The organism is Morganella sp. GD04133, assembly GCF_029835375.1.
In the GTDB taxonomy this organism is placed as follows: Bacteria; Pseudomonadota; Gammaproteobacteria; order Enterobacterales; family Enterobacteriaceae; genus Morganella; species Morganella morganii_B.
Genome location: NZ_JAODZS010000001.1, coordinates 87,074 through 112,840, shown reverse-complemented (window position 1 = coordinate 112,840; position 25,767 = coordinate 87,074). Strand labels below are relative to the sequence as shown.

The window sequence follows — 25,767 nt, the reverse complement described above, 5'->3', positions numbered from 1 at the left end:
CTATGCACAGTGCAATTGCGATGGTGGAATTGTCCAGCATCGCCAAAGGGATGGAAGTCACCGATTTTATGCTCAAAAGTGCGGAAGTCACTTTGCTGATGGGCAAAACCGTGTGTCCCGGTAAATATGTGGTGATGGTCGGCGGTGATGTTGCCGCCGCACAGCAGGCAATGCAGTGTGGTGTTGAAAAAGGCGGCGCCCAGGTGGTGGATGAGTTTCTGCTCAGTAATATCCACCCGGATGTACTCCCGGCTATCGGCGGTGTCACCGATGTGAATGCCCGCGAAGCCGTCGGGGTCGTGGAAACCTTTAGTGTCGCGACCTGTATTGAAGCGGCGGATTTTGCTGTTAAAGCCGCCGGCGTCACGTTAATACGACTTCATATGGCGTATGGTATCGGGGGTAAATGTTACTTTGTGATGAGCGGCGATGTCGCAGACGTCGAAACCGCTAAAAAAGCCGCATCACAAGTCGCCGCAGATAAAGGTGCGCTGGTTTACAGCATGGTCGTACCGAATCCTCATCCCGATTTCTGGCAGCAATTGGTCGCTGGTTAACATTGATGGCGGCCGTTCATTTTGGGGAAAAAATAATGATGAAAAAAATCACACCCGATTTACATTACCTGAATGATGAAGTGCCGCATGACCGCGATCTCAGCCCTATCGTGATCGAGCAGAATTTTACACAGCGTTATACGCATGATGCTTACGAACAGGCCTGTTCCATCACCGCCTGGCAGCAGCTGTATGATCAGCTGACGCCGGGCCGGTTTGAAGGGGAACTGACCGAAACCCTGTTTGACGGCCTTCAGGTGTTCCACGAATACACCAATCTGTCTCTGCGCCAGTCCTGCATGGTCTGGCCGAATGCTTTTTGGTTCGGCATTCCCGGGGAGCAGCAGAATACCGGTTATATCGGCAATCAGATGCTGTGCCGCCAGAAAATCGCGGTGCGTCCGGGCGGAAAAGAGTTTGAACTGAGCACACCGGATGACTATCACATCCAGGGGCTGGTGATCTCTCACGATATCCTGAAAAAACACTCGGTTGTGTTACAAAACCCGGAGCGGCTGATGAATCTGCTCAGCGAAAATCCGGCTGTGGGCGTGAACCCCTTCAAAAAAGAGGCGATTTGGCAGTATATCCGCCATGCCCTCTGGCACTCCAAAATTGAGCAGGAACGCAATCGTACCGTCAGCCGCGTCCTGAGCCACAACCTGCTGACGGCATTCCTCGGGTTACTGGAAGATGCCAGCACCGTGGCGGATGAGCACTACACCAACCGTGTGAACTACCTGAAACTGGTCTCCAAAGCCCGTGAGTATCTGTTTGAGAATGCCACCGAACCGGTGACTGTCCTGGAGCTGTGTAACGAGCTGTATGTCAGCCGCCGTACCCTGCAGAATGCCTTCCAGCAGGTGCTGGGGATCGGCCCGAATGCCTATCTGAAAACCATCCGCCTGAACGCGGTGCGCCGTGAACTGGTCAGCCCGTATTCAAAACAGACCACCGTCAAAGACGCGGCAATGCAGTGGGGATTCTGGCATCTCGGGCAGTTCGCTACCGATTACCAGCGCCTGTTTAATGAAAAACCGTCGGAGACGCTGAGCCGCCGTCTGATGTAGTTTTGTCCCGCTTTCCGCTTTCTGACCTGCATCGTGTTTTTTTCCGGCAGGTCAGAACGGCTTCTTCTGAGTTACCGTTTTAAAATCCCGCTTCTGATCTCATTTTTAGCATCTTGCTGTGAATATTTTCCATAAGAAGAATTTAAATATCCAATTAGTTCTATATTTATTAATTGGCTATTTATAATTCTACTGAGCAATGGAGTATTCAGGTATGAAAAACCGCAACAAGATTCTGCTGTCCGCGTTGATATCTCTCTTTATGACCCCGGCGTTTGCACTTCCTTCCGTGACGGTTCTTGCCACCGGCGGCACCATTGCCGGGGGCGGAGAATCGCCGGTTTCGTCCGGTTACCAGGCCGGAAAAGTGGGAATCGGTGCGCTGATTGATGCCGTACCGGAAGTCAAAGCACTGGCAAATCTCAGTGGTGAGCAGATTGTGAATATCGGCTCACAGGATATGAATGACAAGGTGTGGCTGACGCTGGCAAAAGAAATCAACCGGACCTGTGATAAAACGGACGGATTTATCATCACGCACGGCACCGATACGCTGGAGGAAACCGCGTATTTTCTTGATCTGACGGTATCGTGCCGTAAACCGGTTGTGCTGGTGGGGGCAATGCGTCCGTCCACCGCGCTGGGCGCGGACGGCCCGCTGAATCTCTATAATGCGGTGGTTTTGGCAACGGATAAATCGGCAGCCGATCGCGGTGTGCTGATGGTGATGAATGACAAGGTGATCAGCGGGCGTGATGTGGTCAAAATGAACACGACGGAAGTGCAGGCATTTGAAGCGGTGAATGCCGGTGATACCGGGTTTATTCATAACGGTAAAGTGACCTATTATCAGACCGCGCAACCACGTCAGGCCGGTGCGGTATTTGATATCAGTAAACTCAGTGAACTGCCGAAAGTCGGCATTGTTTATAATTATGCCAATGCGTCAGATGCGCCGGTAAAAGCCCTGCGGGACGAGGGAAATGCCGGGATTGTCAGTGCAGGTGTGGGTAACGGCAATATGTATAAAGGCATTTTTGATGCATTAGCCGCGGCATCCAAAGAGGGTGTGGTGGTTGTCCGTGCCAGCCGGGTACCGGCAGGTTATACAACACGTAACGCAGAAGTGGATGATGACGCATACGGCTTTGTCGCTTCCGGCAGACTGAATCCGCAAAAAGCCAGAGTATTGCTGCAACTTGCCCTGACACAAACCACTGATCCGCAGAAAATTCAGTCATTCTTCGAAAAATATTAATTACGCGTTTTTTCAGGCCGCAACCCTCCGTATTCAGAGAGTTGCGGTTTTTTATTACCGAGTCTGTTTTTATGCCATTATTGTTATGTTATAACATATCAATTAAATGGATCCGAAGGAGATAGTTGTCATTAATGATAATTAACAAATGAAACAAAAAAGACACAGCAACCCACAGGAATTTAAAGAAAAAAGGGGCTGAATCTGTCCGTATTCACAAAGCGGGAAAAAGAACGGTTTTCATATTTACCCCTTGAATTTGTTCAGTATATTGTCTGTTTCTGAGTCAGGGCGACTCTGTCTTCACGGCATGTATCACAACAAAATAATAAAAGAGAAAGGTATGAAATCAGTTAAGTTTGCATTGGCACCATTATCCGCCATGGTGTTGTTATCGTTCTGCGCACACGCCGGAACTCAGGGGAATAATGGCGACACGATTATTGTCCGATCTTCCACCATTGAATCCACCACCGTGAATGAACTGGCTGACTACGGGAACAAATTACAGGTTATTACCCGTGAGGAAATTCAGCGTTCAGGGCCGTCATCCGATTTAAACCAGGTATTACAGCAATATGTGCCGGGGTTATATGTTTCTCTGGGACAGGGGGCTTACGGCTACGGGAAATATTCCTTTATGGGCGGACGTCCGGATGACACCTTAATTCTGATTGACGGTGTTCGTCTGAATAACCGCCTGTTCGGCGGGATCTATCTCGATACTCTGCCGCTGATTGCGATTGACCGTATCGAAGTGTTACAGGGGGCGCAGAGTCTCTCTTTCGGTACTCAGGCGATCAGCGGTGTGATTAATATTGTTACCAAAAAACCGACTTCAGAGGTGCTGTCCGGTGAATTCAGTGTCGGCGCGGATACGGATAAAGGCCGTTACGGTGAAGGGTATATTGAGAAAGCGTTTGATAACGATATCGGCAAAACCGGCCTGATGGCATGGGTAACCCGCAGTAAATCAGATGGTTATCAGCCGTACCGCGACAGTGATTACAATGGCACGATCGGTCAGAAAAAACGTGGCTATGACGTGACCTCTGTGGGTGTTCAGGTCACACAGACCATTGCGGATGCTGCGCAGTTACAGGGATTCTACCAGTATACACAGGCCGATCTGGATATGGTGTCCCCGAACAATCACCGCCAGGCGATGAACAAACGTGATCACCATCTGGCGACGGTTTCCTTTGAGCATTTCCTGAGTGCGGATACCAGCTACTCAATCCGCGCTCATCTTAATGACTGGAATACCCGTTATGACCGCAGCCGTTATCTGGCTGACGGCTCTGTGGATATCCAGAATGACGATTCTTACTGGGGATTCCGCGACTACGGCGTTCAGGCGCAGATCAAATCTTACCTGTTCGGGGATAACGAGTTTGTCCTCGGTACAGATAACCAGTGGTACAAAGGTAAAGATGAGGTCATGAAGATCGAAACGGATACCGCGAAAGCGAACGCTGTTTATCTTCAGGTACGTCCGGATGTGCCGGTGTTACCGGAGCTGAAACCGAGCCTCGGCGTGCGTTATGAGCGCTTTGAGGGCGGTCAGGATGCGACGGTCTGGATGGCAAGCACCAAATATGAAGTGAATGAAAAGCTCAATTTACGCGGCCAGGTGGGAACGGCATTTAAACTGCCGAACGCTGAACAGTTGTTTGTGAATGATGAAAGCAAGCAAACCATCGGTGATGCCAATCTGAAAGCGGAAACCAGTAAAAATATCGAAGCCGGATTCGATTATCTGACGCAGTGGGAAAACGGCGGAGCCTGGCAGTTCGGTGCAACAGCGTATGCGCGTGAAATCAATGATCTGATCACGACAGTGAAAGTCGGTAAATACGACAAATGGGTGAATGGTGACGGTGAAATCCGTACCAAAGGCGTGGTGCTCTCTACAAAACTGAACTTCGATGAATCCTGGTATGTCTCCGGGGATATCACCCGTAACTGGCTGGATACCAAAAACGGTGCGACACTCAACGATATCCCGGAACTCTTTACCCGCGGCCGCATCGGTTATGACGCTCCGGCGAAACAGTGGGGCGCGGAACTGGCTGCCCGCTATGTGGGTGAACTGAAATCCGGTGGTGATACCTACGGTCATTACACCGTGTTTGATGCCAGCGCGTATCTGTATGTGGATCATGCGCAGCAGCATAAGCTCACGCTGCTGGTGGAAAACCTGTTTGATCGCGATTATCCGGCGGGACTGACCAGCAACGGCCTGGAAAAAGTGGACAACCTGGGTCGTCCGTTAACCGCTGAACTGCGTTACACCTACCGTTTCTGAGGACACTGAGCGATGGGAAAGAATGTCACACTGTATCTGAACACGTTGCAGAATGAGGCGTGCTTATCTGCGGATTTCTGGCTGTCACTCAGTGAGAAGGGCTTTCCCGGTGATACCGCCTGCTGTGCGGACAGCGGGGCGGTATTGCATCAGCTGAAGGAAACGGTCACACCGGATACCCGCTGTATCCTGCTGATGGTGCTGACCGATCCGGCGCAATCCGCTGAAAAACTGATGTCCCTGACCTCCGCGCTGGAGCAGGAAATAGCAGCGCATTATCCGCAGTTACGGGTATTCCGCAGTTTGTGTGTACTTACCGGGGCGGACGCGGCGGCGGATGCCAAACAGGCCGGTGAGGTGATGACGGAACTGGAAAAGCAGTCGAACAGCCGTGAGCCGAAAGCGGAATCCAACCCGAACTGGGAAAAAACACCGCCGTACCGCTATCACCTTTTCTTCTGTATGGGGCCGCGCTGTGTCTGTCGCGGCGCCAAATCCCTGCTGATGCAACTGCGCCATCAGCTTGCGGCACGTAACCTGTTTGAAAATGAAAACGGCGTACTGCTGACCCGCTCTCACTGTCAGTATCCCTGCAATCAGGGGCCGCTGGTGACGGTGTATCCGGATAATTTATGGTATCGGCTGACCACGCCGGAAGAGATCCATCTGTTTGTGTCTGAACAGATAGAACAGGGAAGAGTGGTGCCGTCATTGCTGGCGGAGCACAAATAACATGAAGATCACCCGGTATGCTGTCAGCGTGGTGTTTTTACTGCTGTCTGCGGGGTCTGCGGCGGGAAATAAGTGCGCCCCGCTGTGGGATAAACCCGCGCCGCCGCAGCATATCATTGCCATGAATCAGCATGCTGCGGATATGGTGCTGGCGCTGGATGCCGGGCCGCAGATGCTGGGCGTGAGTTATATTGATGATTCAGCGGAGGCACTGAAATCAGGGCGCTATCAGGGTATTCCGGTTTTTTCAGCCAAATACCCCGCCACCGAGAAACTGATCGCCTCCGGGGCGGATTTTGTCGTGGCCGGGTTTTCCTCTGCTTTTATGGCTTCAATGGGCGGGCAGGATGATCTGCAACGTGCCGGTATCGGCAGCTATCTGATGGCATTTGCCTGTGAACGTCAGGCATACAGCGGATTTGACAGTATTAAAATGGATTTGCAGCGCCTGGGGCGGGTTCTCGGGCGGGAAAAAGAGGCGGATGCCGCTGTTGCCCGTATCGATGCCACGCTGGCACAGGTAAAAGCCCTGCCGCCGCTGCTCCGGAAACCGGAGATTTTTTATCTCGACAGCCAGAGTGACACCCTGATGTCACAGGGAAAGAAAGGGTTTATGACCGAAGTCATCACCCTGGCCGGGGGCGAAAATGTGTTTATAAACATGCCGATGGCAGGCATTCATGTCTCCCCGGAAACCCTGCTGGATAAACAGCCGGACTATATCATCCTCGCCGATGCGGTCTGGTCACCGGCAGAAAAGAAAAAAGTCTGGCTGGCAAATCATCCGGCACTGTCTCACCTCGAAGCGGTTAAAAACAGGCGCTATATTGTTATCCCGTTCAGCGGCGTTTATCCCAATGTGAAAAGCCCGGATGTGCTGCTGACGATTGCGGAAGCGGTCAGAAAGTAATATGGACAGAACCCGGTGTTATTCTTCGTCCGTCTCCAGATTACGGATAAAACGATAATCAGCCGACGCCGGTTTCAGGCGGTACAGTGCCGCCGGGCGACCGCGCTCCGCCCGTTTTTCACCGGTATCAATCAGCAGATCGGCCTGTTCGAGACGGCGGCGGAATGATTTTTTCTGAATCGGCTGACCAATCAGAATTTCATGAACGTGCTGTAATTCCGGCAGGGTAAAGGTTTCCGGCAGGGCGAATCCCGGCACGACGGAATAGAGCGATTTCTGGCGCAGCCGTGCTCTGGCCTGACGGATAAGTAACTGGTGATCAAACGCCAGTGTCATATTCTCTGCTTCATCCAGCGGTATCCATCTGACGGAATTAACGGTATTAATCTGTTTTTCACACGCCTGCATGGCAATCAGCGCGGTATAGCAGACGGTGACTGACCAGCCGCGTTTGTCCCGCTGATCATTGCCGACCGTACATAACTGCTCAATATACGGTGGTGTCACACCGGTTTTTTCCCGCAGTTTCCGCAGTACGGTATCTTCCAGCGTCTTATCCTGTGCCTCATCCACAAAACCACCGGGCAATCCCCATTTGCCTTTTTCCGGATGTTCCGCGCGTTCAGCCAGCAGTACATGCAGGGTTTCATTGTGATAAGTGAAAAGTACCGCATCAACGGTCATCAGGGGCGACAAAAAATCACGGCGCTGATAACCGGCGAGGTAAGTTTGTTCATCCATTTGTGTCACATCCTGAAATCGGGATAAGTCATTCTATTGTAAGGAGAGAAATCCGGATTGCAAATTAAATGTCATTCAGACACTAATTCGGCTTGACATTAATAGTGTCAATAAGTCACTATATTATTATTGTCATAACGACACTAATGAGGTGATACTATGTTTAATTTAAAATTCTTTAAAGCAGACCCGTCCACATTTGTTATCCGTTCCGTGAACGGTAATGTTAAACGTCAGGGACAAGGGCTGAGCTTCTGGTACAACAGTGCGACCACATCGATCGCCGCATTGCCGTTAACGGCACAGGAAACCCCGTTTATTTTTAATTTTCAGACCGCAGACTTTCAGAATCTCCGTGTTCAGGGACAGCTCTCCTTTCAGGTCAGTGCGCCGGAAAAAACGGCCGGGGTGCTTAATTTTGTGCTGAACCGGGACGGAAAAACTTACGCGACCGACGACCCGATGAAACTGAATGACCGGATTGTCCGTGCAGCACAAACCATTATCCAGGCGGAGATCCAATCCACGCCGCTGCGTCAGGCCTTGTTGCTCAGTCAGTCGCTGGTGGCACTGGTGCAGTCACGTCTGTCACAGCAGGCGGCGGTTGAGGCGCTGGGGATCACAATTCTGGATTTCTCTGTCACCGCGATTACCCCGACACCGGAAACGGCCCGCGCACTCGAGGCGGAAGCCCGGGAATCCCTGCTGAAAGAAGCGGATGACGCGATTTATGCCCGGCGCAAATCCTCGGTTGAGCAGGAGCGCACGATCAAAGAGGCCGAGCTGGAAACCGATCTCTCCGTGCAGAAAAAAGAGCAGCAGATAGAGGAATCCCGGCTGGAAAATGAACGCACACTGCTGCGCGAGCAGGCAGCAATGTCACAGGAACGGCTGGCGGCAGAGATTGGTGAGGAGCAGCAGCGTCAGACACTGGTTTCTCTCAGTGCCGATAACCAGCGCGTTCAGTCCGAAGCGGATGCGTATGCCATTGAAACCAAAATGAAAGCGTACCGTGAGCTGCCGGTGGAGAATCTCAAAGCCCTGGCGCTGAGCCGGATGGCGCCGGAGCAGCTGATGGCGATGGCCTTTGAGTCACTGGCACAGAATGCCGGAAAAATTGGTGAGCTGAATATCGCGCCGGATATGTTCAGTCAGATGATGAGAAAAGGGAGTAAAGCATGAGCCGCCGGGAGGAAGTACGGTTTGTCCTGGTCACACAGAAAACCCGGCTGCAGGAGCTGATCGCCCGTTTCAATACCTGGCCGCAGGCGAAGTTTTATCTGGAGCATAACGGTATCTCTGTCAGTGATTACCTGGCGGAACACGATCGCTACCAGGCGCAGCTGACAGAGGCGAAACGTATTTTGCTGCAGGCAGGACAGGTACAGGTTCCGGATCGCACGCTGCTGCCGGGCTATCAGTTTTCTGACCGCGATATTGTGGTGATTATCGGCCGCGACGGGCTGGTGGCGAATACCCTGAAATACCTGAACGGCCAGCCGGTGATTGCGGTTAATCCCGACCCGGCGCGCTGGGACGGCATACTGCTGCCTTTTGAGCTGCCGCAGCTGGAATCGGTGGTGACGCGGACACTGAACCGGGATATGCCGTCGAAAGCCCTGAGTTTCGCACAGGCGGTCACCAATGACGGACAGAAAATGCTGGCGGTCAATGATCTGTTTATCGGGCCGAAAAGTCACACATCGGCCCGCTATATTCTCAGTCACGGCGGGCAGGCGGAAGCGCAGTCTTCCTCCGGGGTGATTGTCTCAACAGGTCTGGGTTCCACTGGCTGGCTGCAATCGGTTCTGGCCGGTGCGCTGGGGGTGACCGGCGGCAGTTCACATCCGCTGCGTGCCGGGATCGGCTGGGATGAAAAGCGGCTGCAGTTCAGTGTGCGGGAGCCTTTCCCTGGGCGGACATCCGGAACCTCACTGGTTTTCGGGGCGGTCGATAATACGATGACATTACAGCTTGAATCACAGATGCCGGAAAACGGGGTTATTTTTTCTGACGGGATAGAGTCCGATTTTCTGCATTTCAATGCAGGATGTATTGTCACAATCGGTATTGCGGATATACAGGGAAGGCTGATGTATGAATAAGAAACCGGTGTACCGTCAGGGAGCGGATAACAGAACGGGGCACACAGCGTGCCCCGTAAGGAATAAAACCACGTTTGTTTATTGATCAGATAGCCCAGCCACCCGCATAGAACGCGACTAACACGATGGCAATAATCACCGTGCCGGTGTTGAGTTTGCGCCACTCTTTTGCCACCAGACGACCAATCACCAGGGTGACATAACCCAGCATAATCCCGGTGACGATATTACAGGTCAGTACGATAAAGACCGCACACACCAGCCCGGACATGGCATCGACAGAGTCGTCGAAATCCAGTTTTGCCACATTACTCAGCATCAGCAGGCCGACATACATCAGCGCCGGTGCGGTTGCATAGCCCGGGATCAGGTAAGAGAGCGGTGAGAAGAACAGGATCAGCAGGAACAGCACACCGACGGTCACGGCAGTCAGTCCGGTTTTACCGCCTGCGGCTGTCCCCGCCGCGGATTCAATATATACCGCTGCCGGAGAGGCCCCCACCGCACCGGAGATAATGGAGCTGACGGAGTCCACGGTCAGCGCTTTGCCGCCGTTGATAATCTGATTGTCTTTATCCAGCAGGTTGGCCTGTCCGGCGACGGCGCGGATGGTGCCGGTGGCATCAAACACCGCCGTCATCACCAGTGCCAGCACACTCGGCAGAACGGCGGTTTGCAGCGCACCCATAATATCCATGCTGAAGATCAGGGATTTACCGTCCGCGCCACTCAGTGACGGCATAGCGATCAGCCCCTGGTAGGTGACGTTCGGGTCAACAATCAGGCCGATAACCGAAATCCCGATAATCACCAGCAGGATCCCGCCCGGCACGTGCATTTTTTCCAGGCTGACAATCACCGCCAGCCCGATCAGCGACATCGCCACCGGGAAAGAGGTAAACGCCCCCATTGCCACCGGCAGACCTTCGAGCGGGTTTTTTATTACAAGGCCGACGCCGTTGGCGGCGATCAGCAGTAAGAACAGACCGATACCAATCCCGGTGCCGTGGGCTATCCCCATCGGCAGGTTGCGCAGGATCCAGTTTCGTACCCCGGTAACGGAAATCAGGGTAAAAATCACCCCCATCAGGAAAACCGCGCCGAGTGCAACCGGAATACTGATTTGCTGCCCGAGCACCAGGCTGAACGCGGTAAAGGCGGTGAGTGAGATAGCACAGCCGATAGCCATCGGCAGGTTTGCCCACAGTCCCATCATCAGAGAACCGATACTGGCGACGAGACAGGTGGCGACAAAAATAGCGCCCGGCGGGAACCCGGCTTTGCCGAGCATGGAAGGAACGACGATGACAGAATAGACCATGGCGAGGAAGGTGGTGACCCCGGCGAGGATCTCCCGTTTGACGCTGCTGCCGCGGGCGGAGATTTTAAAGTACGCATCCAGTGCGCCTTTTGCTGCCGCCCCGGTGTTATCCGGTGTTGTATTATCAGACATAATTGCAGACCCCGAGAATGAAATTAAAATGTGTTTTAATCACAGCATTGGTGTGCGTCAGGTCCGTTCATAGACCAGGCGTCCATCGATGTAAGTCCGGTAAATCGTGCGGTCATCACCAAGCGCAATCATCACAAACAGTTTCTCCGCCAGCGTGCGAGAGTTGTCATAACGCAACTGCTGGAGCGGGGTCGCGGTCGGTTCAAGTACCACAAAATCCGCTTCTTTGCCGGCGGCAAAGTTACCGATACAGTTATCCAGTCCTAATGAATGTGCCCCGCCGAGGGTGGCGAGATAAAATGCTTCAAAGGCGGTTAAACAGGTTTTCTGCAACTGCATCACTTTGTAAGCTTCACTCAGTGTCTGCAGCATGTTGAAGGTCGTTCCGGCACCGACATCGGTACCAATCCCGACTTTCACTTTTTTCGCCAGCGCCTTTTTCAGGTTAAACAGGCCGCTGCCGAGATAAAGGTTTGATGTCGGGCAAAATGCCACCGCCGAGCCGGTATCGTGCAGGCAGTCCCACTCTTCTTCCTCAAGGTGGATACAGTGCGCAAACACGCTGCGTTCGCCGGTCAGTCCGTAGTGGTGATAGACATCCAGGTAGTTTTTGCTGTCCGGATAGAGTTCTTTTACCCACTCAATTTCTGCTTTATTTTCATTAAGATGAGTGTGAACCCAGGTGTCCGGATACTCCTCGCGCAGCCGCTGACAGACAGCCAATTGTTCCGGGCTGGAGGTCGGCGCAAAACGCGGGGTGATGGCATAGAGCAGACGTCCTTTTTTATGCCAGCGTTCGATCAGCGCCTTACACGCTTCGTAGCTGCTTTCCGGTGTGTCGGTGAGGTAGTCCGGCGCGTTTCTGTCCATCATCACCTTACCGGTGATGAGGCGCATATTGAGCTGGCTTGCCGCATCAAACAGGGCATTGACCGATTCCGGGTGAACAGTACTGAAGACCAGTGCGGTTGTGGTGCCGTTACGCAGCAGTTGTTTGATAAAAAACGCCGACATTTCACGGGCGTAATCAATATCCTGATACAGTTTTTCGGTTGGGAACACGTGGCGGTTCAGCCATTCGAGTAACTGCTCGCCGTGAGCACCGATCATCTCACTCTGCGGATAGTGAACGTGGGTATCAATAAAGCCCGGCACCACCAGTTTCCCGGTGTAATCGCGGACACGGACGGTTTCCGGGATCAGATGCTTCCCGTCTTCCCATTGTCCGAACCACTCTATTTTTCCGTGCCGGATGAGCATCAGGCCGTCATCAATCAGGCGGACTGCATCAGGCAGATCGTCCATCGAGGTCACTACGCGGGTGATATCCAGAAACTTCCCGCGTACCGCTTTGACGGTATGTTCAGATGACATAGCTGACTCCTCTGCTTACAAAAAGCCCTCACCGGAACCGGCGAGGGCAGGGTTGATTTAATTATATTTTGCTCAGGCCGCGCAGGATTTTTTCCGGCGTGAAGTGCCATTCACGCAGCCAGACACCGCAGGCATCATGAATTGCGGTGGCGATCGCCGGTGCCGCGCCGTTAACCGCGATTTCCGAGATGGATTTCGCGCCGTACGGGCCGACCTGGTCATCACTCGGCACCAGGAAGGCACGGAAGTCACGCGGGATATCGCCGATTTTCGGTGCGCCGTAGGTTTTGAGATCGCGGGTCAGCGGCACACCTTTGGCGTCGTAGCGGATCTCTTCTGACATACTGTGGCCGATAGCACGCATGGAGGCTCCGTAAATCTGACCTAAGGCCAGATCCGGGTTCACCGGCGTACCGCAGTCGAGCAGCGCGTAGAATTTATCCAGACGGATCTCACCGGTACGGGTGTTCACCGCCACTTCGGCAAAGTTTGCCCCGTACGGGAAGGCAAAGTCCGGGGTGATATAACTGGCGTTAGCCACCAGCACACCAAACCCGGTGCCACCCTCGGCAGCATGCGCCAGATCCCCGAAGCTGATTTCACCTTTCTTACCGCGCACCACACCCGGAGCCGCCAGGGTGACATCCTCCACCGGCTCGCCGATTTTCGCGGCACCGTGGAACAGGATTTTCTTGCGCAGATTCTCTGCCGCCATTTTCGCCGCATTACCGGAGAAGCAGGTACCGGAGGAGGCATACGCACCTTTATCAAACAGTGCGTGGTCAGTATCCCCGGAGATAACATGGACATCATCCGGGCAGCAGCACAGCACTTCGGCGGTCAGTTTTTTGACCACGGTGTCGAGGCCGGTCCCGATATCCGCACCACCGGAGTGGACGATAAAGGTGCCGTCAGATTCCAGTTTGACCATACAGTTTGCCTGGTCGATATCCGGAATCCCGGATTTCTGCATGATAATCGCCACGCCGCGCCCGGTTTTCCAGTCGCCGTCCTGTTTGCGCGGGGAATCCCAGTTGATAAGTTCGCGGCCTTTTTTCAGGATCGGACCGAGGGCACAACTGGCGGCAGTCGGTACCGAGGTCGGCATTTTTCCTTCCCCGATAGCGCCGAGGATCTTCAGTTCCTGGCCTTCATGCACGCGGTTGGTTTCAATCAGATCCAGCAGGTCGATATCCAGTTCTTTTGCCAGTTCAGCCAGGATCATGGTCAGGGCGAAGTTACCTTTCGGTGCCCCGTAACCCTGATATGCCCCGGTCGGACAGATGTTGGAGTAGTAAGTGGTTACCTGAAAATCGACGTTATCACACGGATAGAGCGGCAGTGACAGCGCCGGGCCGTTACTCGGTACCGTCAGTGAGTGGTTACCGTAAGGGCCGGTGTTCGCCAGGAATTCCATGTTGATGGCGGTGATTTTCCCGTCTTTTTTTGCACCCAGTTTGATTTTCACTTTCGCCACATGGCGGCTGGTGTTCGCGATAAATTCTTCTTCACGGGTGTAGCGGAATGACACCGGACGACCGGTAACATACGTTGCCCACGCACAGACCTCTTCCAGCAGGATATCCTGCTTGGAGCCGAAACCGCCGCCGACACGCTCTTTAATCACATGCACTTTGTTCTGTTTCAGGCCGAGAATACGCGCCACCTGGCGGCGTAAGTGCCACGGTACCTGAGTGGAGGCGTGGATCACCAGACGGTCGCCGTTCATGTAGGTGTAGCAGATATGCGGTTCGGTCGGGCACTGCTGAACCTGGCGGGATTCATAGGTACGCTCGATAACGGTATCTGCTTCCGCAAAGCCTTTATCCAGATCCCCGATATGGCCGTGAACTCCGGCAGCAATGTTTTTGCACGGTTTTGCGCCGATCGGGAAGTTAATCTGCAAATGCTCGCCGCGATCTGCCGCGTTCTTATTCTGCTCTGCTAAGTCAGCCGGTGCGCCGTTAACATAAATCACCGGCTCATCATGCACCAGCGGTGCGCCGTCAGCTTTGGCTTCATCGATAGACAGGACCGGTTTCAGTACTTCATAGTCGACTTCGATTAACGATAATGCTTTCAGTGCGATAGCTTCGTTTTCTGCCACCACCGCAGCCACGCGGTCACCGACGTGACGGAGTTTTTTACCGAACATGCGGCGGTCAAGCGGAGACGGTTCCGGCGCACTCTGTCCGCCCGGGGTGTAATACACATCCGGACAGTTTTTGTGGGTGATAACATGCACCACGCCCGGCAGCGCTTCCGCTTTGCTGACATCCAGACGGGTGATCAGCGCGTGAGCGTGCGGGCTGCGCAGCATTTTAATGACACAGGTATTGGCCGGAATGCGGTCTTCCACATAGCACGGTTTTGCCTGCACCATCACAGCAGCATCGGTTTTCGGCGTGACTTTCCCGACAACGGTCAGGTCATCACGGAACGCCGGGGCGTTATCGGCTTTGTAGTGCGGATCTTTACGGCGTTTTACCAGCAGATCAATGACTTCATAGAATTGCTGATAACCGGCATCACGGCTGAACAGACCGGAAAGCGCATCATCAATCTGGTCGCGATCCGGCTCCGGAATACGTTTGATAAGATCAGTCAGGATCAGGGCCGCCGCCGGATCGTTATAACCGGACTGGATCACCCCCACATCGACCATCGCCTGCTGAACATCACTTAATTCATTCCACTTGCCGAGTGATTCGGCGGTTTCAATCACTGCACCTTCCAGTTGGGCGGCGATCAGCAGCGAGGCGTTAACAATCCGGCCGTTGAATAAAATGGCATCAGAGCCTGCGAAGCCATAGCCGTCATCACTGTTACGCACAGAGTGCATACCCAGGCTGAACAGAATGTTGCGGACGTTTTCGCCCGGGATGCAATCGGGTGAATGCGGGGTGCCGTTAAGTATAAAATGGACGTTCATGTCTTATTCCTCCCCCATTTGCCGGCAGTCTGTCAGCAGATCTGAAACTAAAATTCCGGTGATATAGCGTTTATATTCTTCACTGCCCAATAAATCCGCTTTCGGCTTCACCGCCTGACTGACGGCTTTCTCCAGCGCTTCCCCGCTGAGATTTTTCGCCTCAACCTGCGGCAGACGGCTGATACAGCAACCGACACCGTCCACGGCGATCCGCTGCTCATTATTGCCGGTCAGTGCGACAGCGGCAGTGACCACCGCCCAGCCGTCAGCGGTTTCGCGGACAGTTCGGGTGGCACAGCGGCGGAACGGATCCTGTAAAATAAGATGGGTGATCAGGCGGTCATCCGGTGCGGCGAGATAACTTTCCAGCGGGATCACATCATTGCTGGCCAGTTGAACCTGCGCATCCAGCACCAGCAGCACCGGCAGCAGCGCGTGCTCGCGCTGACAGGCGGCGATCTCCCCGCCGATGGTGGCCTGATTACGGATGTGGCGTGAATAAACGAAACCGAGCGCATCATACAGCGCACGCGGGATCAGCGGGCTTTCACGCAGCGCTTCCAGCGTGACCACCGCGCCGATGCGCAGAATACCATCCTGCCATTCGATGGATTTCAGCGGCAGCAGTGACAGTGAAATAGCGACAGTGCGGTCAGTTTTGGTCGGTACTGCATTCAGTTTACTGCCGCCTGCAAACCAGACGGCATTTTCCTGAAAGCGTTGTTTCAGCTCAGTTGCCTGCGTTAAGGTGGCAGGGCGGAAAAATTGTTCGATCATGGGTTACCCCTACATTGCTCTTCAGACCTGCGGCAGTGCCGCAGGTCATGGTTTTTTTATTACAGTGCGTCCATCCGGGCCCACATCTTTTTCGCGGCTTTGCGTGCTTCTGCAAAGAGCGGTCCGATATCGAACGGGAACTGACGGTTTTCATACACCATCACACCATCCACCATCACGCTGTTGACACTGTTGGATCCCAGACCGAAGGCCAGATGGCCCGGCAGGTTATCCCCCACGAATGGTGTCGGTGGTGTGTAATCACAGATGGTCAGATCCGCCTGATACCCGGTTTCCACGCGGCCGAACTGTTTGCCGAAGTTGCGTGCCAGCAAGCGGTTACCGTTCCACAGGAAACGGGTGAAGCTGTCCGGCCACATCGAACCGCCTGCATCGCGGTGTTTAAAGAAGGCAAACTTCATTTCTTCTAACATATCGGAGCCGATACCGTCCGTGCCGAGTACCACGTTGTTGTAGTCACCGAGGCGGTGGTTGTAGCCGACATGGTTGTTCATATTGGAGCGGGCGTTGTGAACCAGGAAGCCATCTTTTTTATTCAGCAGCTCAATATCTGCGGAAGAAAGATACAGGCCGTGGGCGATCAGGGTTTTTTCATCAATCAGATCAAACTCACCGAGGCGGATCAGCAAATCCTTGCCGTATTTGTCGTGGCTGAAAGAGACGTCATAACTGTCTTCCGCCGCATGGATATGCAGGCCGCGACCGGTTTTCTTAATCGCTTCGCGCAGCATTTTCAGACCTTCATCTGCTACGGTAAACGGTGCGTGTGCCCCGATGTGCGCTTCCACCAGATAGCGGGACTTGCCGCTTTTGCGTTCGCTGTCGATAAGTTCCGCAAAGGCGATATTCTCTTCCACCCCGGCTTCCAGCTCTTTCAGGCCGCCGTTACGGTCGGTGGTTTCGTAGCAGGTCATGCCGCGCAAACCGGCTTTCAGGAAGCCGTCGCGCAGGGTTTTCAGGGAACCGGCGATATAGTTTGGTGAGGCGTGATGGTCAATCACCGAGGTACAGCCGCTCTTAATCGCTTCGAGAGAGCAGATAAGGCCGCTGTAATAAAGGGATTCCTCATCCAGCGCGCGGTCGAGCCGCCACCACAGGTTTTTCAGGGTGGAGATAAAATCCGGGCTCGGCGCGATATTCGCCATAATGCCGCGTGACAGGCCTGAATAGAAATGGTTATGGGAGCAGACGATCCCCGGCATCACCAGTTTGCCGTTCATCTCTTTGACTTCCGCGCCTGGGTAACGGGAATGAAGCCCGTTACCCACCGCCGTAATTTTGTCACCCTCAATGGCGATATCGATTCCTTCGCGGATCCCCGCCGGTTCGAACTCAGTGATGGTGGCATTTTTCAGAATCAGCATAATTATTTCTCCACCCGGCCTAACAGATAACGATAATGTTTATGAACATGGCTCATGATGCGGCACATCTCTTCCAGCTCCTGAGGAACCTGACTGAATTCCCCGTCAGCATCCAGTTGCAGTTTGCTGACTTTGCCGTCGAGGCGCACAGTAAAGGTGCTGCCGTCAGCCAGGAAGCCCGGGTTGGTGCTGTTTTCGAAGTCTTCCGGCAGACTGAAGATAGTGACTTTGTCTTTATACGGCTTGCCCTGCCACGGACAGAACTGGGCACAGTTGCCGCACTCGTTACACATCGCATCCAGGTGCAGGGTCTGATAACGGTTACGGAAGCCCGGAATCGCCACTGAAATGTTGGCGCGGTTCGGGCACACATCGACACATTTCGCACAGATGTAGTTACACTCCAGGCAGCGCTCTGCTTCCTGTTTCACGAACGCTTCGCGGTCGTCGCTGTCCACCATCTGCACGGCGATAGCGCCTTTGCGGTCCGTGATATCCTGCGGATCGACATTGAGCCAGTATTTATCGCTGTAGTGAGAGAGGATATTTTCGCGCGCCAGAATGGCATCCGTTGCACGACCCGCATCACCGATAGCTGCCACGATAGAAGACGGGCCGCTCTGCACATCACCAATCAGGAACACATTGGCACGGGTGGTTTCACCGCTGTTGCGGTATACCGCAGGCCAGCCGTCGTCACCCATCGGCACCCCGATTTGTGACAGTACTTCGCAGTCCTGCTGTTCGCCGATAGCGGTGATCACGCTGTCGATTTTCAGGGTGACAGTCTCTTCTGTCGCCACCGGACGGCGGCGGCCTGATTCATCCGGTTCACCCAGTTTCATGGTGCGGACCAGCAGGGTGCCGTCAGCATTGAACTGCTCCGGATTGTGCAGGAACATGAATTTCACATCATCTTCCACTGCTTCTTCATACTCTTCCGGCCAGGCAGGCATTTCTGCCTGAGAGCGGCGGTAGATAACGGTCACATCTTCCACACCGGCAATCCGTTTGGCGGCGCGGGCGCAGTCCATTGCGGTGTTACCGGCACCGATAACGGCAACATGTTTGCCCATTTTCAGCGGCGCATTGTTGTTGTAATCATGCAGGAACGGCAGGGATTTATAGATGTTGCGGTTGTCACCGGCGAGTTTCACGCCGCTGTTTTTATCTGTTCCGATCCCGACCAGCACATAGGTGAAACCCTGCTCCATCAGCTTATCGACGGTCAGACGCGGGTCACAGCCGTATTCAAATTTCACGCCGTGGTCGGCGACGAACTGAATATCGTGTTCGATGGTTTCACGCGGGATACGGAAGTGCGGGATGATATTCGCCACCACACCACCGGCATTGGCTTCTTTCTCAAACACGGTCACCGGATGACCGGCACGAGCGAGGAAATACCCGGCCGCCAGACCGGCAGGACCGGCACCAATCACCGCCACCGGGTTTTTATCACCGGAACCGGCCGGTTTGTGCCAGCGGGCTTTGTATTCTTTCCAGCCTTTTTCCACCGCCACTTTTTTCAGTTCGCGGATATTCAGCGCACTTTCGTAATCCAGGCGGGTACAGTTGTACTGGCACTGGTGATCACAGATATGACCGGTAATGGCAGGCAGGGCGTTGCGCTGGTAAATCAGTTCCAGTGCATCCGCATAGCGGCCTTCGCCCAGAAGGCGGATATATTCAGGAATGTCCTGCTTGATGGCACAGGCGGTCACACACGGCGCGACATAACAGTCGGTCAGCGGCAGCGGGCCGCCCGCGTCGATTTCCTGGTCTGATTTCCAGTGTTTCTGGGTATATTCCATGCTGACGGCGCGTTCTGCCAGCGCATTCAGTTTACCCGTATCAATCTGCGTCATGCCCCACGCATCGGACTTATCCAGCTCACGCAGACACTCGGTCTGGCGCATATAACCGCCCGGTTTCAGCAGGTCAGTCGCCATGGTGATAGGGCGGATACCGGATTCAAAAATATCGCGGATATTGAACTTACTGGCACCGCCGGAATAGGAAATCGGCAGTTTACCGTCAAAATGACGGGAGAGCAGCGCGGCAACGTTAATGGAGAGCGGGAACAGGGCGCGGCCTGACATATACATTTCGCCGCCCGGCAGACGTCCTTTATTATTGATGGTGCCGAGGGTGTTGGTCAGTTTGACCCCGAAACCGCGATCCACTTCCTTCGCCAGATCCAGCAGGCGCTGTAACATCTCGAGCGCGCGATCCAGTTTCAGGTCATGAGAGAATGACTCCTCACTCAATCCGATGTAATCAAAGCCGCAGGTGTCGAGAATTTCACGGACACGCGCGAAGCCGAGCAGTGTCGGGTTCAGCTTCACATAGGTATTGATGCGCTTTTCTTCCAGCATGTAGCGGCAGATAGCCTCGATTTCATCCGGCGGGCAGCCGTGCATGGTGGAGAGGGTCACACCTTTGGATAAATCACCCGGTACACGGTCAGTCATGGCTAGCAGATCGGCTTTGCGATCCTCCAGACCCAGCTCTTTCAGGAAGCCCGGACGGGAAATAAAGACTTTCATTTCCTCACGGTATTTCGCGAAGACCGGCAACTGAGAGGAATCCATCATCGCGTGGATATACTGCTGCATACGCGGCTGTTTAATCCCTTCCAGGTTATAGCCGACACTCATATTAAAGATGAAGGATTTGGCCTCACCTTTGGTGCGCGGGTCAAAAATCGCTTCTAATAAATGAAGGGCAAACCAGGCTTTGAGGTATTCGTCGTGGGCTTTCGGCAGGGTAAATTCGGTGGACCATTCGGTGTTGAAACATTCGTCCTGAGCATCGATACACGGCTTTTCGAGCTCAAGTTCATCGAGGATCTGAACGGTTTTCACCTCGATAAAACGGCCGCCGGTCAGCCAGGAAACCACAATATTCTGAGCAAGCTGAGTATGGGGACCGGCCGCCGGGCCGATCGGCGTCTCGCAGGTTTCACCGAAGACAGACATCAGAGGATGCTGATGTTCTCTGCGGTAAAACTGCCGTTCATTGATACCAAAAATGGAACGGCTCGCCTTATATTCTTCAAAGATCCGGTTCAGAAGTTCGCCGAACGGGACGGGACGCATTATATCTCCCATAAAACTCTCCTTGCTGCAATATGAGGGGGCATGCCGGTGGTGCCGGACATGCAACTGTATGCACTCACAGTTGCAACAATTACGCCAGGATTGTTTAAGGCTGCGGATTTGGCGTTCAGAGAAATAAAAAAATGTGAGACAAATCTAATCTTAATGTCAAAGTGTGAAACAGCTCGCACAGCGCTAAATGAGAATATGAATCAATAAAAAATATCTTGATTACCATGGAATTAACAGGTGAATAAGATTCTCAAAAAAAGAAAAAATGTATCACATTGATAATGGAAAAATGATGTTAACAATTAATGTTATTAATGGGATGGGTGTAATAGTGTACATCCGGATTACCCGCGATAATGCTGATAAGCCTCCGGGGTATCGATGTCGGTAATCACCGCATCACTCTGCATAGTCAGAAAACGGTGAGGACCGGCCAGCAGCCGTTTTTTCATGGTATTGCCCGCCGGGTGTGACAGTGCCGCGAGCAGACATGCGCGGGAGAGCAGTACGGGGTGGCCCGGAACTTGCTTGTAACAGGGAAGGAGTGCGGCATCACCGCGCTCTGTCCACAGCGTCTGCCAGATCTCAGGGGCGAGAAACGGCACATCACCGTGGGTGAGAAAACAGTATTCGCTGGTCACCGCCTGTGCGGCAAGGCGCTGAGAGGAGAGCAACCCGGTTTCATAATCCGGATTATGCAGAATCTGAATGCGTTTTACGGACTGATAACGCGCAGCGAGTTCCGCGCCGCGAAAGCCGGTCACCAGCAGGACCCGGTGACAAAAGCGCAGTGCATTCGACAGACTGGTATCCAGCAGAGTGGCACCGCCGCTGCCCCACGGCAGCATCATTTTCCACTCACCCATGCGTGAGGAGAGCCCGGCCGCCGTCATGATGCAGTCCGTTTCCTGCGGACAGAGCGGCTCCCGGACTGATAACCAGGATAAAGCGGTATCGGCTGGGGTCGGGTGAGACGGCATAATGGGTATAAACTCCGCTGATAAATATTGAAAGTGACTGATATTCAAAGGATTCGGTAATGACGATGACAACGGCCCTCAATACACAGATCCCTGTCCGAAGTTGCGCCACTATACCTGAACCGCTGCGCCGGTTATGTGATACACATCCGGGCGGACACGCAATGGTGATCAGTATTGTCGGGGCGGGCGGTAAAACCAGCTGCCTGTTCTGGCTGGCGCGGGCTTTTTCTCAGTCAGGGAAAAAGGTGATGATCACCACCACCACGCATATGTTTCTGCCCCGTGAAGGGTTTCCGGTCATTCTCGCCTGTCACCCGGTCTGCCTGCCTGATGCAGTGACGAACCGTGGCTCATTTGCCTGTTATACCGGCTGGAACCCGCTGAATAATAAGGTGCGCGGTTTTTCTGCCGCTGATATTAACGCCCTGGCGGAACAAAATGCCGTTGATGTTATTTTAGCCGAAGCTGACGGAGCTCGCGGTTTTGGCATAAAAGCGCCGGCTGAGCATGAACCTTGCATACCTGATTACAGTGATTGTGTTATTGCTGTGACGGATGGCCGGCTTCTGGGGGCGTCCGTCGGGCCTGATAATGTTCACCGGTGGTCACATTTCTCTGCCGTTACCGGCTTAAACAGCGGTGATACGCTGGATTTGGGAGCGATAAGCCGCCTGATCCGGCACCCGCAGGGGATGTGGAAATCAGCACCACCGGATGCATTACGGATCTGGCTGATAAACCGCTTTTCTCAAAATGAGAATTTTTCGCCGGATATACTGGCAGACTGGATCCGCGGCACTCCGCTGAACGCTGTATGGTTCGGTGCCGTCAGGGAAGATCCCGCAATTACACACATATTGCAGCGACAATAATATCAATGATAAATGCAGGGATATCCATTGAGGTCTGTTTATGAAAATTTTTACCGAAGCAGCGAAGTTGGTTGAGAAGAATTGCCCGTTTGCCATGGCAGAAATTATTGAATGCTCAGGCAGTACCCCCCGCCACAGTGCGCAAATGCTGGTGCTGGGAGACGGAAAAACCATCGGTACCATCGGCGGCGGTATGGTGGAGCGTAAAGTGATTGAAGAGGCGGTGGAAGCGCTGCACGAGGGGCGCTCCCGTATGTTTCACGGCCGGATGGCCCGCAACGGGCAGCATGCTGTCGGCTCTGACTGCGGTGGTGCGATGTCGGTGTATATCGCGGTACACGGCGTGCGTCCGCGTCTGATCCTGCTCGGCGGCGGTCACGTCAACCGTGCCATTGCACAGCTGGCGGCTTTTCTGAATATCGATATTCATGTGGCGGATGTGTATGCCGGCAGTCTGGAGCCGGATCTGTTCCCGCCGTCAACCCGCCTGTGGCACGTACCGTCATTTACCGATGCCGTTAACCAGCTGGATCCGCAGCCGGAAGATTATGTGATTATCGCCACTAACAGCCAGGATCTGGAATCCCTCAACTGCCTTATCGAAAAACCGGTGAAATACCTCGGATTACTCGGCAGCCGCCGCAAAGTGCAGACATTCACCAAACAATTAAGCGAATCCGGGGTATCTGATGCACAGCTCTCCCGGCTTCATGCGCCGGTTGGCTATGATATCGGTGCGGAAACGCCGCATGAAATCGCGGTCAGTATTCTGGCTGAGCTGTTACAGGTCATGAATGATGCTCCGGGCGGGGCAATGAAACAGAACCCGGCGGAGATCCGCAGAGCAAAACGGGTGGTGATCCGCGGCGCGGGTGACCTGGCAACCGGCGTGGCATTACGTCTGTATCACAGCGGTTTTGAGGTGGTGATGCTGGATGTCTGCAAACCGACCGTGATCCGCTGTACGGTCTCTTTCGCCCAGGCGCTCTATGACGGCGAAAGCTGCGTGGAAGGGGTCAGTGCCCGCTATGCTCATGATATTGATGAAGTAAACCGCTATCTGAAAGAAGGCACTATTCCGGTGCTGGCGGACGAGCACGGCGAACTGTTACCGGCGCTGCACCCGGATGTGGTGGTGGATGCGATTATCGCCAAACGTAATGTTGCCGGTACCCACCGCAAGATGGCGCCCTGCACCATTGCCCTCGGGCCTGGCTTTGAAGCGGGTGTTGACTGTGATGCGGTGATTGAAACGCAGCGGGGCCATCACCTCGGACGGGTGATTACTCACGGCAGCGCGGCACCGAATACCGGCATTCCGGGCAATATCAACGGTAAAACCACCGAACGGGTGTTACGCGCACCGCACAGCGGCATGATGACCCGTCATGTGAATATCGGCGACCTGGTACACGAAGGGGATGTGATTGCCCGTATCGGTGATACTGAGATTCTCTCGCCGATGGACGGTATGGTGCGCGGCCTGCTCAATGAAGGGCTGTGTGTGCCGGAAGGGTTTAAAATCGCTGACGTTGACCCGCGCGGCGCACTGGCAGACTTCCGTTCGGTCTCTGACAAAGCCCGCGCTATCGGCGGTGGTGTGCTGGAGGCTATCATGACACGGCTGAATAAAATGGACAGCGCACCGAAGTGCTGATCACGTATTTTCCGGGTACGGCACCGTACCCGGATTATTCAGGCACGAAACAGCATCCCGGCCACTTCCCGGATCAACTGTAAATTGAGGATCACCAGTGCCACAGCGGACACCGTCCCGAGTATGATCGTCAGCCGCGAATTGACAAACACCCCCATGATTTTTTTGCTCGAGGTCATCAGCAGCAGCGGGATCATTGAGAACGGCAGGGCAATACTCAGAAACACCTGGGTGTAAATCAGCAGACTTTCCACCACATCCTCACGATCGCCCCACAGGTAAATACAGATAATCACCGGGATCACGGCCAGACCACGGGTGATCACGCGGCGCAGCCACACCGGCAGGCGCAGATGAATAAAGCCTTCCATCACAATCTGCCCGGTCAGTGTACCGGTGATCGTGGCGTTCTGCCCGGAGGCGAGCAGCGCCACCGCGAACAGTGTGGAGAGCGTGGCACTGGCGATACCGCCGACGATACCCGGATTCTGCAGCGCGTCATACAGCTGGGTGAAACGCCCGAGGTCAGACGGATCGTTACCGAAAAACAGCGCTGCCCCCAGTACCAGCAGCAGACAGTTGATAATAAAGGAAAATCCGAGCTGGATATTGGAATCAATTGTCGCAAAGCGGATCGCCTCACGCAGCCCGGCTTCACTGCGGCGGTCATACTGACGGCTCTGCACAATAGAAGAGTGCAGATAGAGGTTGTGCGGCATCACGGTGGCACCGACAATCCCCAGCCCGATCAGCAGGGCGGAATCCTGCCCGGCCAGTGTGGCGGTAAAGATTTTCTCTGACGGAATAAAGCCGCGCAGCACCGCGCTCATGTCCGGATCTGACAGCATCACCTCGTAGGCAAAAATCAGGAAAATCGTTAAGATCAGGACAAACACAAAGGCTTCGATTTTACGGAAACCGAGTTTCATCAGCACCAGCAGCAGAAATACATCCAGCACGGTCAGCAGCACACCGGCCATCAGCGGAATGCCGAACAGCAGGTTCAGTGCCACCGCACTGCCGATCACCTCCGCAATTTCAGTCGCCATAATTGCCAGTTCAGTGGTGACCCACAACAGTGCAGCCAGCTTCGGCCCGACCCGCGCCCGGGTGGCCTGCGCCAGATCCTGTCCGGTCACGATCCCGAGTTTCGCGCACATTGCCTGTAACAGCATCGCAATCAGGCTGGACAGCAAAATCACCGACAGCAGCAGATAACTGTACAGCGCACCGCCCTGAATCGAGGTGATCCAGTTACCGGGATCCATATAACCCACCGCCACCAGTGCACCCGGGCCGGAAAAGGCAAACAGCTTGCGCAGGAAACCGGACTTTGCCCCGGCAACCGGCACGGTATTATTGATTTCAGCCAGACTGAGTTGCGGTGTATTCAGCATGATAAATTCATCTGTGATCGCAATGAGAATTATTATCACTATATCCCTTATCGTGATGCGGAATTATCACAATTGTGCGATCGTCACAACGGGCGGATTTCGGATGAAACCGGGTACAGGATTTCCCGTAATGCGCTACCCTC

General features: G+C 54.0%; 19 protein-coding genes. 10 read left to right on the top strand and 9 right to left on the bottom strand.

Annotation, left to right across the window (positions count from 1 at the left end):
- Positions 1 to 2: 2 nt before the first annotated feature.
- The 6 genes from N7387_RS00445 to N7387_RS00420 all read left to right on the top strand — a co-directional run bounded on the left by N7387_RS00445 (position 3) and on the right by N7387_RS00420 (position 6,835).
- A complete protein-coding gene (locus N7387_RS00445; RefSeq protein WP_046892034.1) occupies positions 3 to 557 on the top strand; it encodes a BMC domain-containing protein in 555 nt (184 codons plus the stop codon).
- A gap of 35 nt (positions 558 to 592) precedes the next feature.
- Complete coding sequence (gene eutR, locus N7387_RS00440; RefSeq protein ID WP_279796084.1) at positions 593 to 1,627, top strand: HTH-type transcriptional regulator EutR; 1,035 nt, start codon at positions 593 to 595, stop codon at positions 1,625 to 1,627.
- 214 nt (positions 1,628 to 1,841) lie between these two features.
- Positions 1,842 to 2,885 carry an L-asparaginase 2 gene (gene ansB, locus N7387_RS00435; protein WP_279796083.1) on the top strand — a complete coding sequence of 348 codons (1,044 nt, stop codon included), beginning with the start codon at positions 1,842 to 1,844 and terminating at the stop codon, positions 2,883 to 2,885.
- Positions 2,886 to 3,228: 343 nt separating this feature from the next.
- The gene (locus tag N7387_RS00430; protein WP_279796082.1) at positions 3,229 to 5,193 is read left to right on the top strand and encodes a TonB-dependent receptor; all 1,965 of its coding nucleotides are present in this window, start codon (positions 3,229 to 3,231) and stop codon (positions 5,191 to 5,193) included.
- Positions 5,194 to 5,205: 12 nt separating this feature from the next.
- A complete protein-coding gene (locus N7387_RS00425) occupies positions 5,206 to 5,925 on the top strand; it encodes a (2Fe-2S) ferredoxin domain-containing protein (RefSeq protein ID WP_279796081.1) in 720 nt (239 codons plus the stop codon).
- 1 nt (position 5,926) lies between these two features.
- Entirely contained in the window at positions 5,927 to 6,835 is a 909-nt protein-coding gene (locus tag N7387_RS00420; RefSeq protein WP_279796080.1) for an ABC transporter substrate-binding protein, read from the top strand.
- 18 nt (positions 6,836 to 6,853) lie between these two features.
- On the opposite strand, the gene N7387_RS00415 is transcribed toward N7387_RS00420, so the two are convergent.
- A complete protein-coding gene (locus N7387_RS00415; RefSeq protein ID WP_279796079.1) occupies positions 6,854 to 7,576 on the bottom strand; it encodes an NUDIX domain-containing protein in 723 nt (240 codons plus the stop codon).
- A 159-nt stretch (positions 7,577 to 7,735) separates the two neighbouring features.
- On the opposite strand from N7387_RS00415, the gene N7387_RS00410 reads away from it, so the two are divergent.
- Both N7387_RS00410 and N7387_RS00405 read left to right on the top strand, forming a co-directional pair.
- On the top strand, positions 7,736 to 8,758 hold the full coding sequence (locus N7387_RS00410; protein WP_279796078.1) for an SPFH domain-containing protein: 1,023 nt from the start codon (positions 7,736 to 7,738) through the stop codon (positions 8,756 to 8,758).
- Positions 8,755 to 9,681 carry a sugar kinase gene (locus N7387_RS00405; protein WP_279796077.1) on the top strand — a complete coding sequence of 309 codons (927 nt, stop codon included), beginning with the start codon at positions 8,755 to 8,757 and terminating at the stop codon, positions 9,679 to 9,681. The genes N7387_RS00410 and N7387_RS00405 overlap by 4 nt, the downstream gene beginning before the upstream one ends.
- 85 nt (positions 9,682 to 9,766) lie before the next feature.
- Here the strand turns inward: N7387_RS00405 and N7387_RS00400 are convergent, their stop codons facing one another.
- From N7387_RS00400 to N7387_RS00370, 7 genes are all read right to left on the bottom strand, one after another.
- Positions 9,767 to 11,134, bottom strand: coding sequence for an NCS2 family permease (locus N7387_RS00400; protein WP_025154294.1), 1,368 nt, complete (start codon positions 11,132 to 11,134; stop codon positions 9,767 to 9,769).
- A gap of 57 nt (positions 11,135 to 11,191) precedes the next feature.
- Complete coding sequence (gene guaD, locus N7387_RS00395; protein ID WP_279796076.1) at positions 11,192 to 12,508, bottom strand: guanine deaminase; 1,317 nt, start codon at positions 12,506 to 12,508, stop codon at positions 11,192 to 11,194.
- Between the two features lie 61 nt (positions 12,509 to 12,569).
- Complete coding sequence (locus tag N7387_RS00390; protein WP_279796075.1) at positions 12,570 to 15,440, bottom strand: molybdopterin-dependent oxidoreductase Mo/Fe-S-binding subunit; 2,871 nt, start codon at positions 15,438 to 15,440, stop codon at positions 12,570 to 12,572.
- Positions 15,441 to 15,443: 3 nt separating this feature from the next.
- Positions 15,444 to 16,217, bottom strand: a complete 774-nt coding sequence (gene ygfM, locus N7387_RS00385) for a molybdopterin-dependent oxidoreductase FAD-binding subunit (protein WP_279796073.1) — start codon at positions 16,215 to 16,217, stop codon at positions 15,444 to 15,446.
- A 59-nt stretch (positions 16,218 to 16,276) separates the two neighbouring features.
- Positions 16,277 to 17,602, bottom strand: coding sequence for a putative aminohydrolase SsnA (gene ssnA, locus N7387_RS00380; RefSeq protein WP_279796072.1), 1,326 nt, complete (start codon positions 17,600 to 17,602; stop codon positions 16,277 to 16,279).
- A gap of 2 nt (positions 17,603 to 17,604) precedes the next feature.
- A complete protein-coding gene (gene ygfK, locus N7387_RS00375; protein WP_279796071.1) occupies positions 17,605 to 20,715 on the bottom strand; it encodes a putative selenate reductase subunit YgfK in 3,111 nt (1,036 codons plus the stop codon).
- A 344-nt stretch (positions 20,716 to 21,059) separates the two neighbouring features.
- Complete coding sequence (locus tag N7387_RS00370) at positions 21,060 to 21,695, bottom strand: NTP transferase domain-containing protein (protein ID WP_279796070.1); 636 nt, start codon at positions 21,693 to 21,695, stop codon at positions 21,060 to 21,062.
- A gap of 59 nt (positions 21,696 to 21,754) precedes the next feature.
- Here N7387_RS00370 and yqeC point away from each other — a divergent pair, with 59 nt between their 5' ends.
- The gene (gene yqeC, locus N7387_RS00365) at positions 21,755 to 22,570 is read left to right on the top strand and encodes a selenium cofactor biosynthesis protein YqeC (RefSeq protein WP_279796068.1); all 816 of its coding nucleotides are present in this window, start codon (positions 21,755 to 21,757) and stop codon (positions 22,568 to 22,570) included.
- A 40-nt stretch (positions 22,571 to 22,610) separates the two neighbouring features.
- Positions 22,611 to 24,227: a selenium-dependent molybdenum cofactor biosynthesis protein YqeB gene (gene yqeB, locus N7387_RS00360; RefSeq protein ID WP_279796067.1), complete on the top strand. Its 1,617-nt coding sequence runs from the start codon at positions 22,611 to 22,613 to the stop codon at positions 24,225 to 24,227.
- 38 nt (positions 24,228 to 24,265) lie between these two features.
- Here yqeB and N7387_RS00355 read toward each other — a convergent pair whose 3' ends face one another.
- Complete coding sequence (locus N7387_RS00355; RefSeq protein ID WP_279796066.1) at positions 24,266 to 25,663, bottom strand: Nramp family divalent metal transporter; 1,398 nt, start codon at positions 25,661 to 25,663, stop codon at positions 24,266 to 24,268.
- Between the last annotated feature and the right edge of the window lie 104 nt (positions 25,664 to 25,767).

What these genes read in the sequence shown, in the direction of transcription:
- N7387_RS00445 (WP_046892034.1), top strand. Translation starts at nt 3, where the DNA reads ATGCACAGTGCAATTGCGATGGTGGAATTGTCCAGCATCGCCAAAGGG.
- eutR (WP_279796084.1), top strand. Translation starts at nt 593, where the DNA reads ATGATGAAAAAAATCACACCCGATTTACATTACCTGAATGATGAAGTG.
- ansB (WP_279796083.1), top strand. Translation starts at nt 1,842, where the DNA reads ATGAAAAACCGCAACAAGATTCTGCTGTCCGCGTTGATATCTCTCTTT.
- N7387_RS00430 (WP_279796082.1), top strand. Translation starts at nt 3,229, where the DNA reads ATGAAATCAGTTAAGTTTGCATTGGCACCATTATCCGCCATGGTGTTG.
- N7387_RS00425 (WP_279796081.1), top strand. Translation starts at nt 5,206, where the DNA reads ATGGGAAAGAATGTCACACTGTATCTGAACACGTTGCAGAATGAGGCG.
- N7387_RS00420 (WP_279796080.1), top strand. Translation starts at nt 5,927, where the DNA reads ATGAAGATCACCCGGTATGCTGTCAGCGTGGTGTTTTTACTGCTGTCT.
- N7387_RS00415 (WP_279796079.1), bottom strand. Translation starts at nt 7,576, where the DNA reads ATGGATGAACAAACTTACCTCGCCGGTTATCAGCGCCGTGATTTTTTG.
- N7387_RS00410 (WP_279796078.1), top strand. Translation starts at nt 7,736, where the DNA reads ATGTTTAATTTAAAATTCTTTAAAGCAGACCCGTCCACATTTGTTATC.
- N7387_RS00405 (WP_279796077.1), top strand. Translation starts at nt 8,755, where the DNA reads ATGAGCCGCCGGGAGGAAGTACGGTTTGTCCTGGTCACACAGAAAACC.
- N7387_RS00400 (WP_025154294.1), bottom strand. Translation starts at nt 11,134, where the DNA reads ATGTCTGATAATACAACACCGGATAACACCGGGGCGGCAGCAAAAGGC.
- guaD (WP_279796076.1), bottom strand. Translation starts at nt 12,508, where the DNA reads ATGTCATCTGAACATACCGTCAAAGCGGTACGCGGGAAGTTTCTGGAT.
- N7387_RS00390 (WP_279796075.1), bottom strand. Translation starts at nt 15,440, where the DNA reads ATGAACGTCCATTTTATACTTAACGGCACCCCGCATTCACCCGATTGC.
- ygfM (WP_279796073.1), bottom strand. Translation starts at nt 16,217, where the DNA reads ATGATCGAACAATTTTTCCGCCCTGCCACCTTAACGCAGGCAACTGAG.
- ssnA (WP_279796072.1), bottom strand. Translation starts at nt 17,602, where the DNA reads ATGCTGATTCTGAAAAATGCCACCATCACTGAGTTCGAACCGGCGGGG.
- ygfK (WP_279796071.1), bottom strand. Translation starts at nt 20,715, where the DNA reads ATGGGAGATATAATGCGTCCCGTCCCGTTCGGCGAACTTCTGAACCGG.
- N7387_RS00370 (WP_279796070.1), bottom strand. Translation starts at nt 21,695, where the DNA reads ATGCCGTCTCACCCGACCCCAGCCGATACCGCTTTATCCTGGTTATCA.
- yqeC (WP_279796068.1), top strand. Translation starts at nt 21,755, where the DNA reads ATGACGATGACAACGGCCCTCAATACACAGATCCCTGTCCGAAGTTGC.
- yqeB (WP_279796067.1), top strand. Translation starts at nt 22,611, where the DNA reads ATGAAAATTTTTACCGAAGCAGCGAAGTTGGTTGAGAAGAATTGCCCG.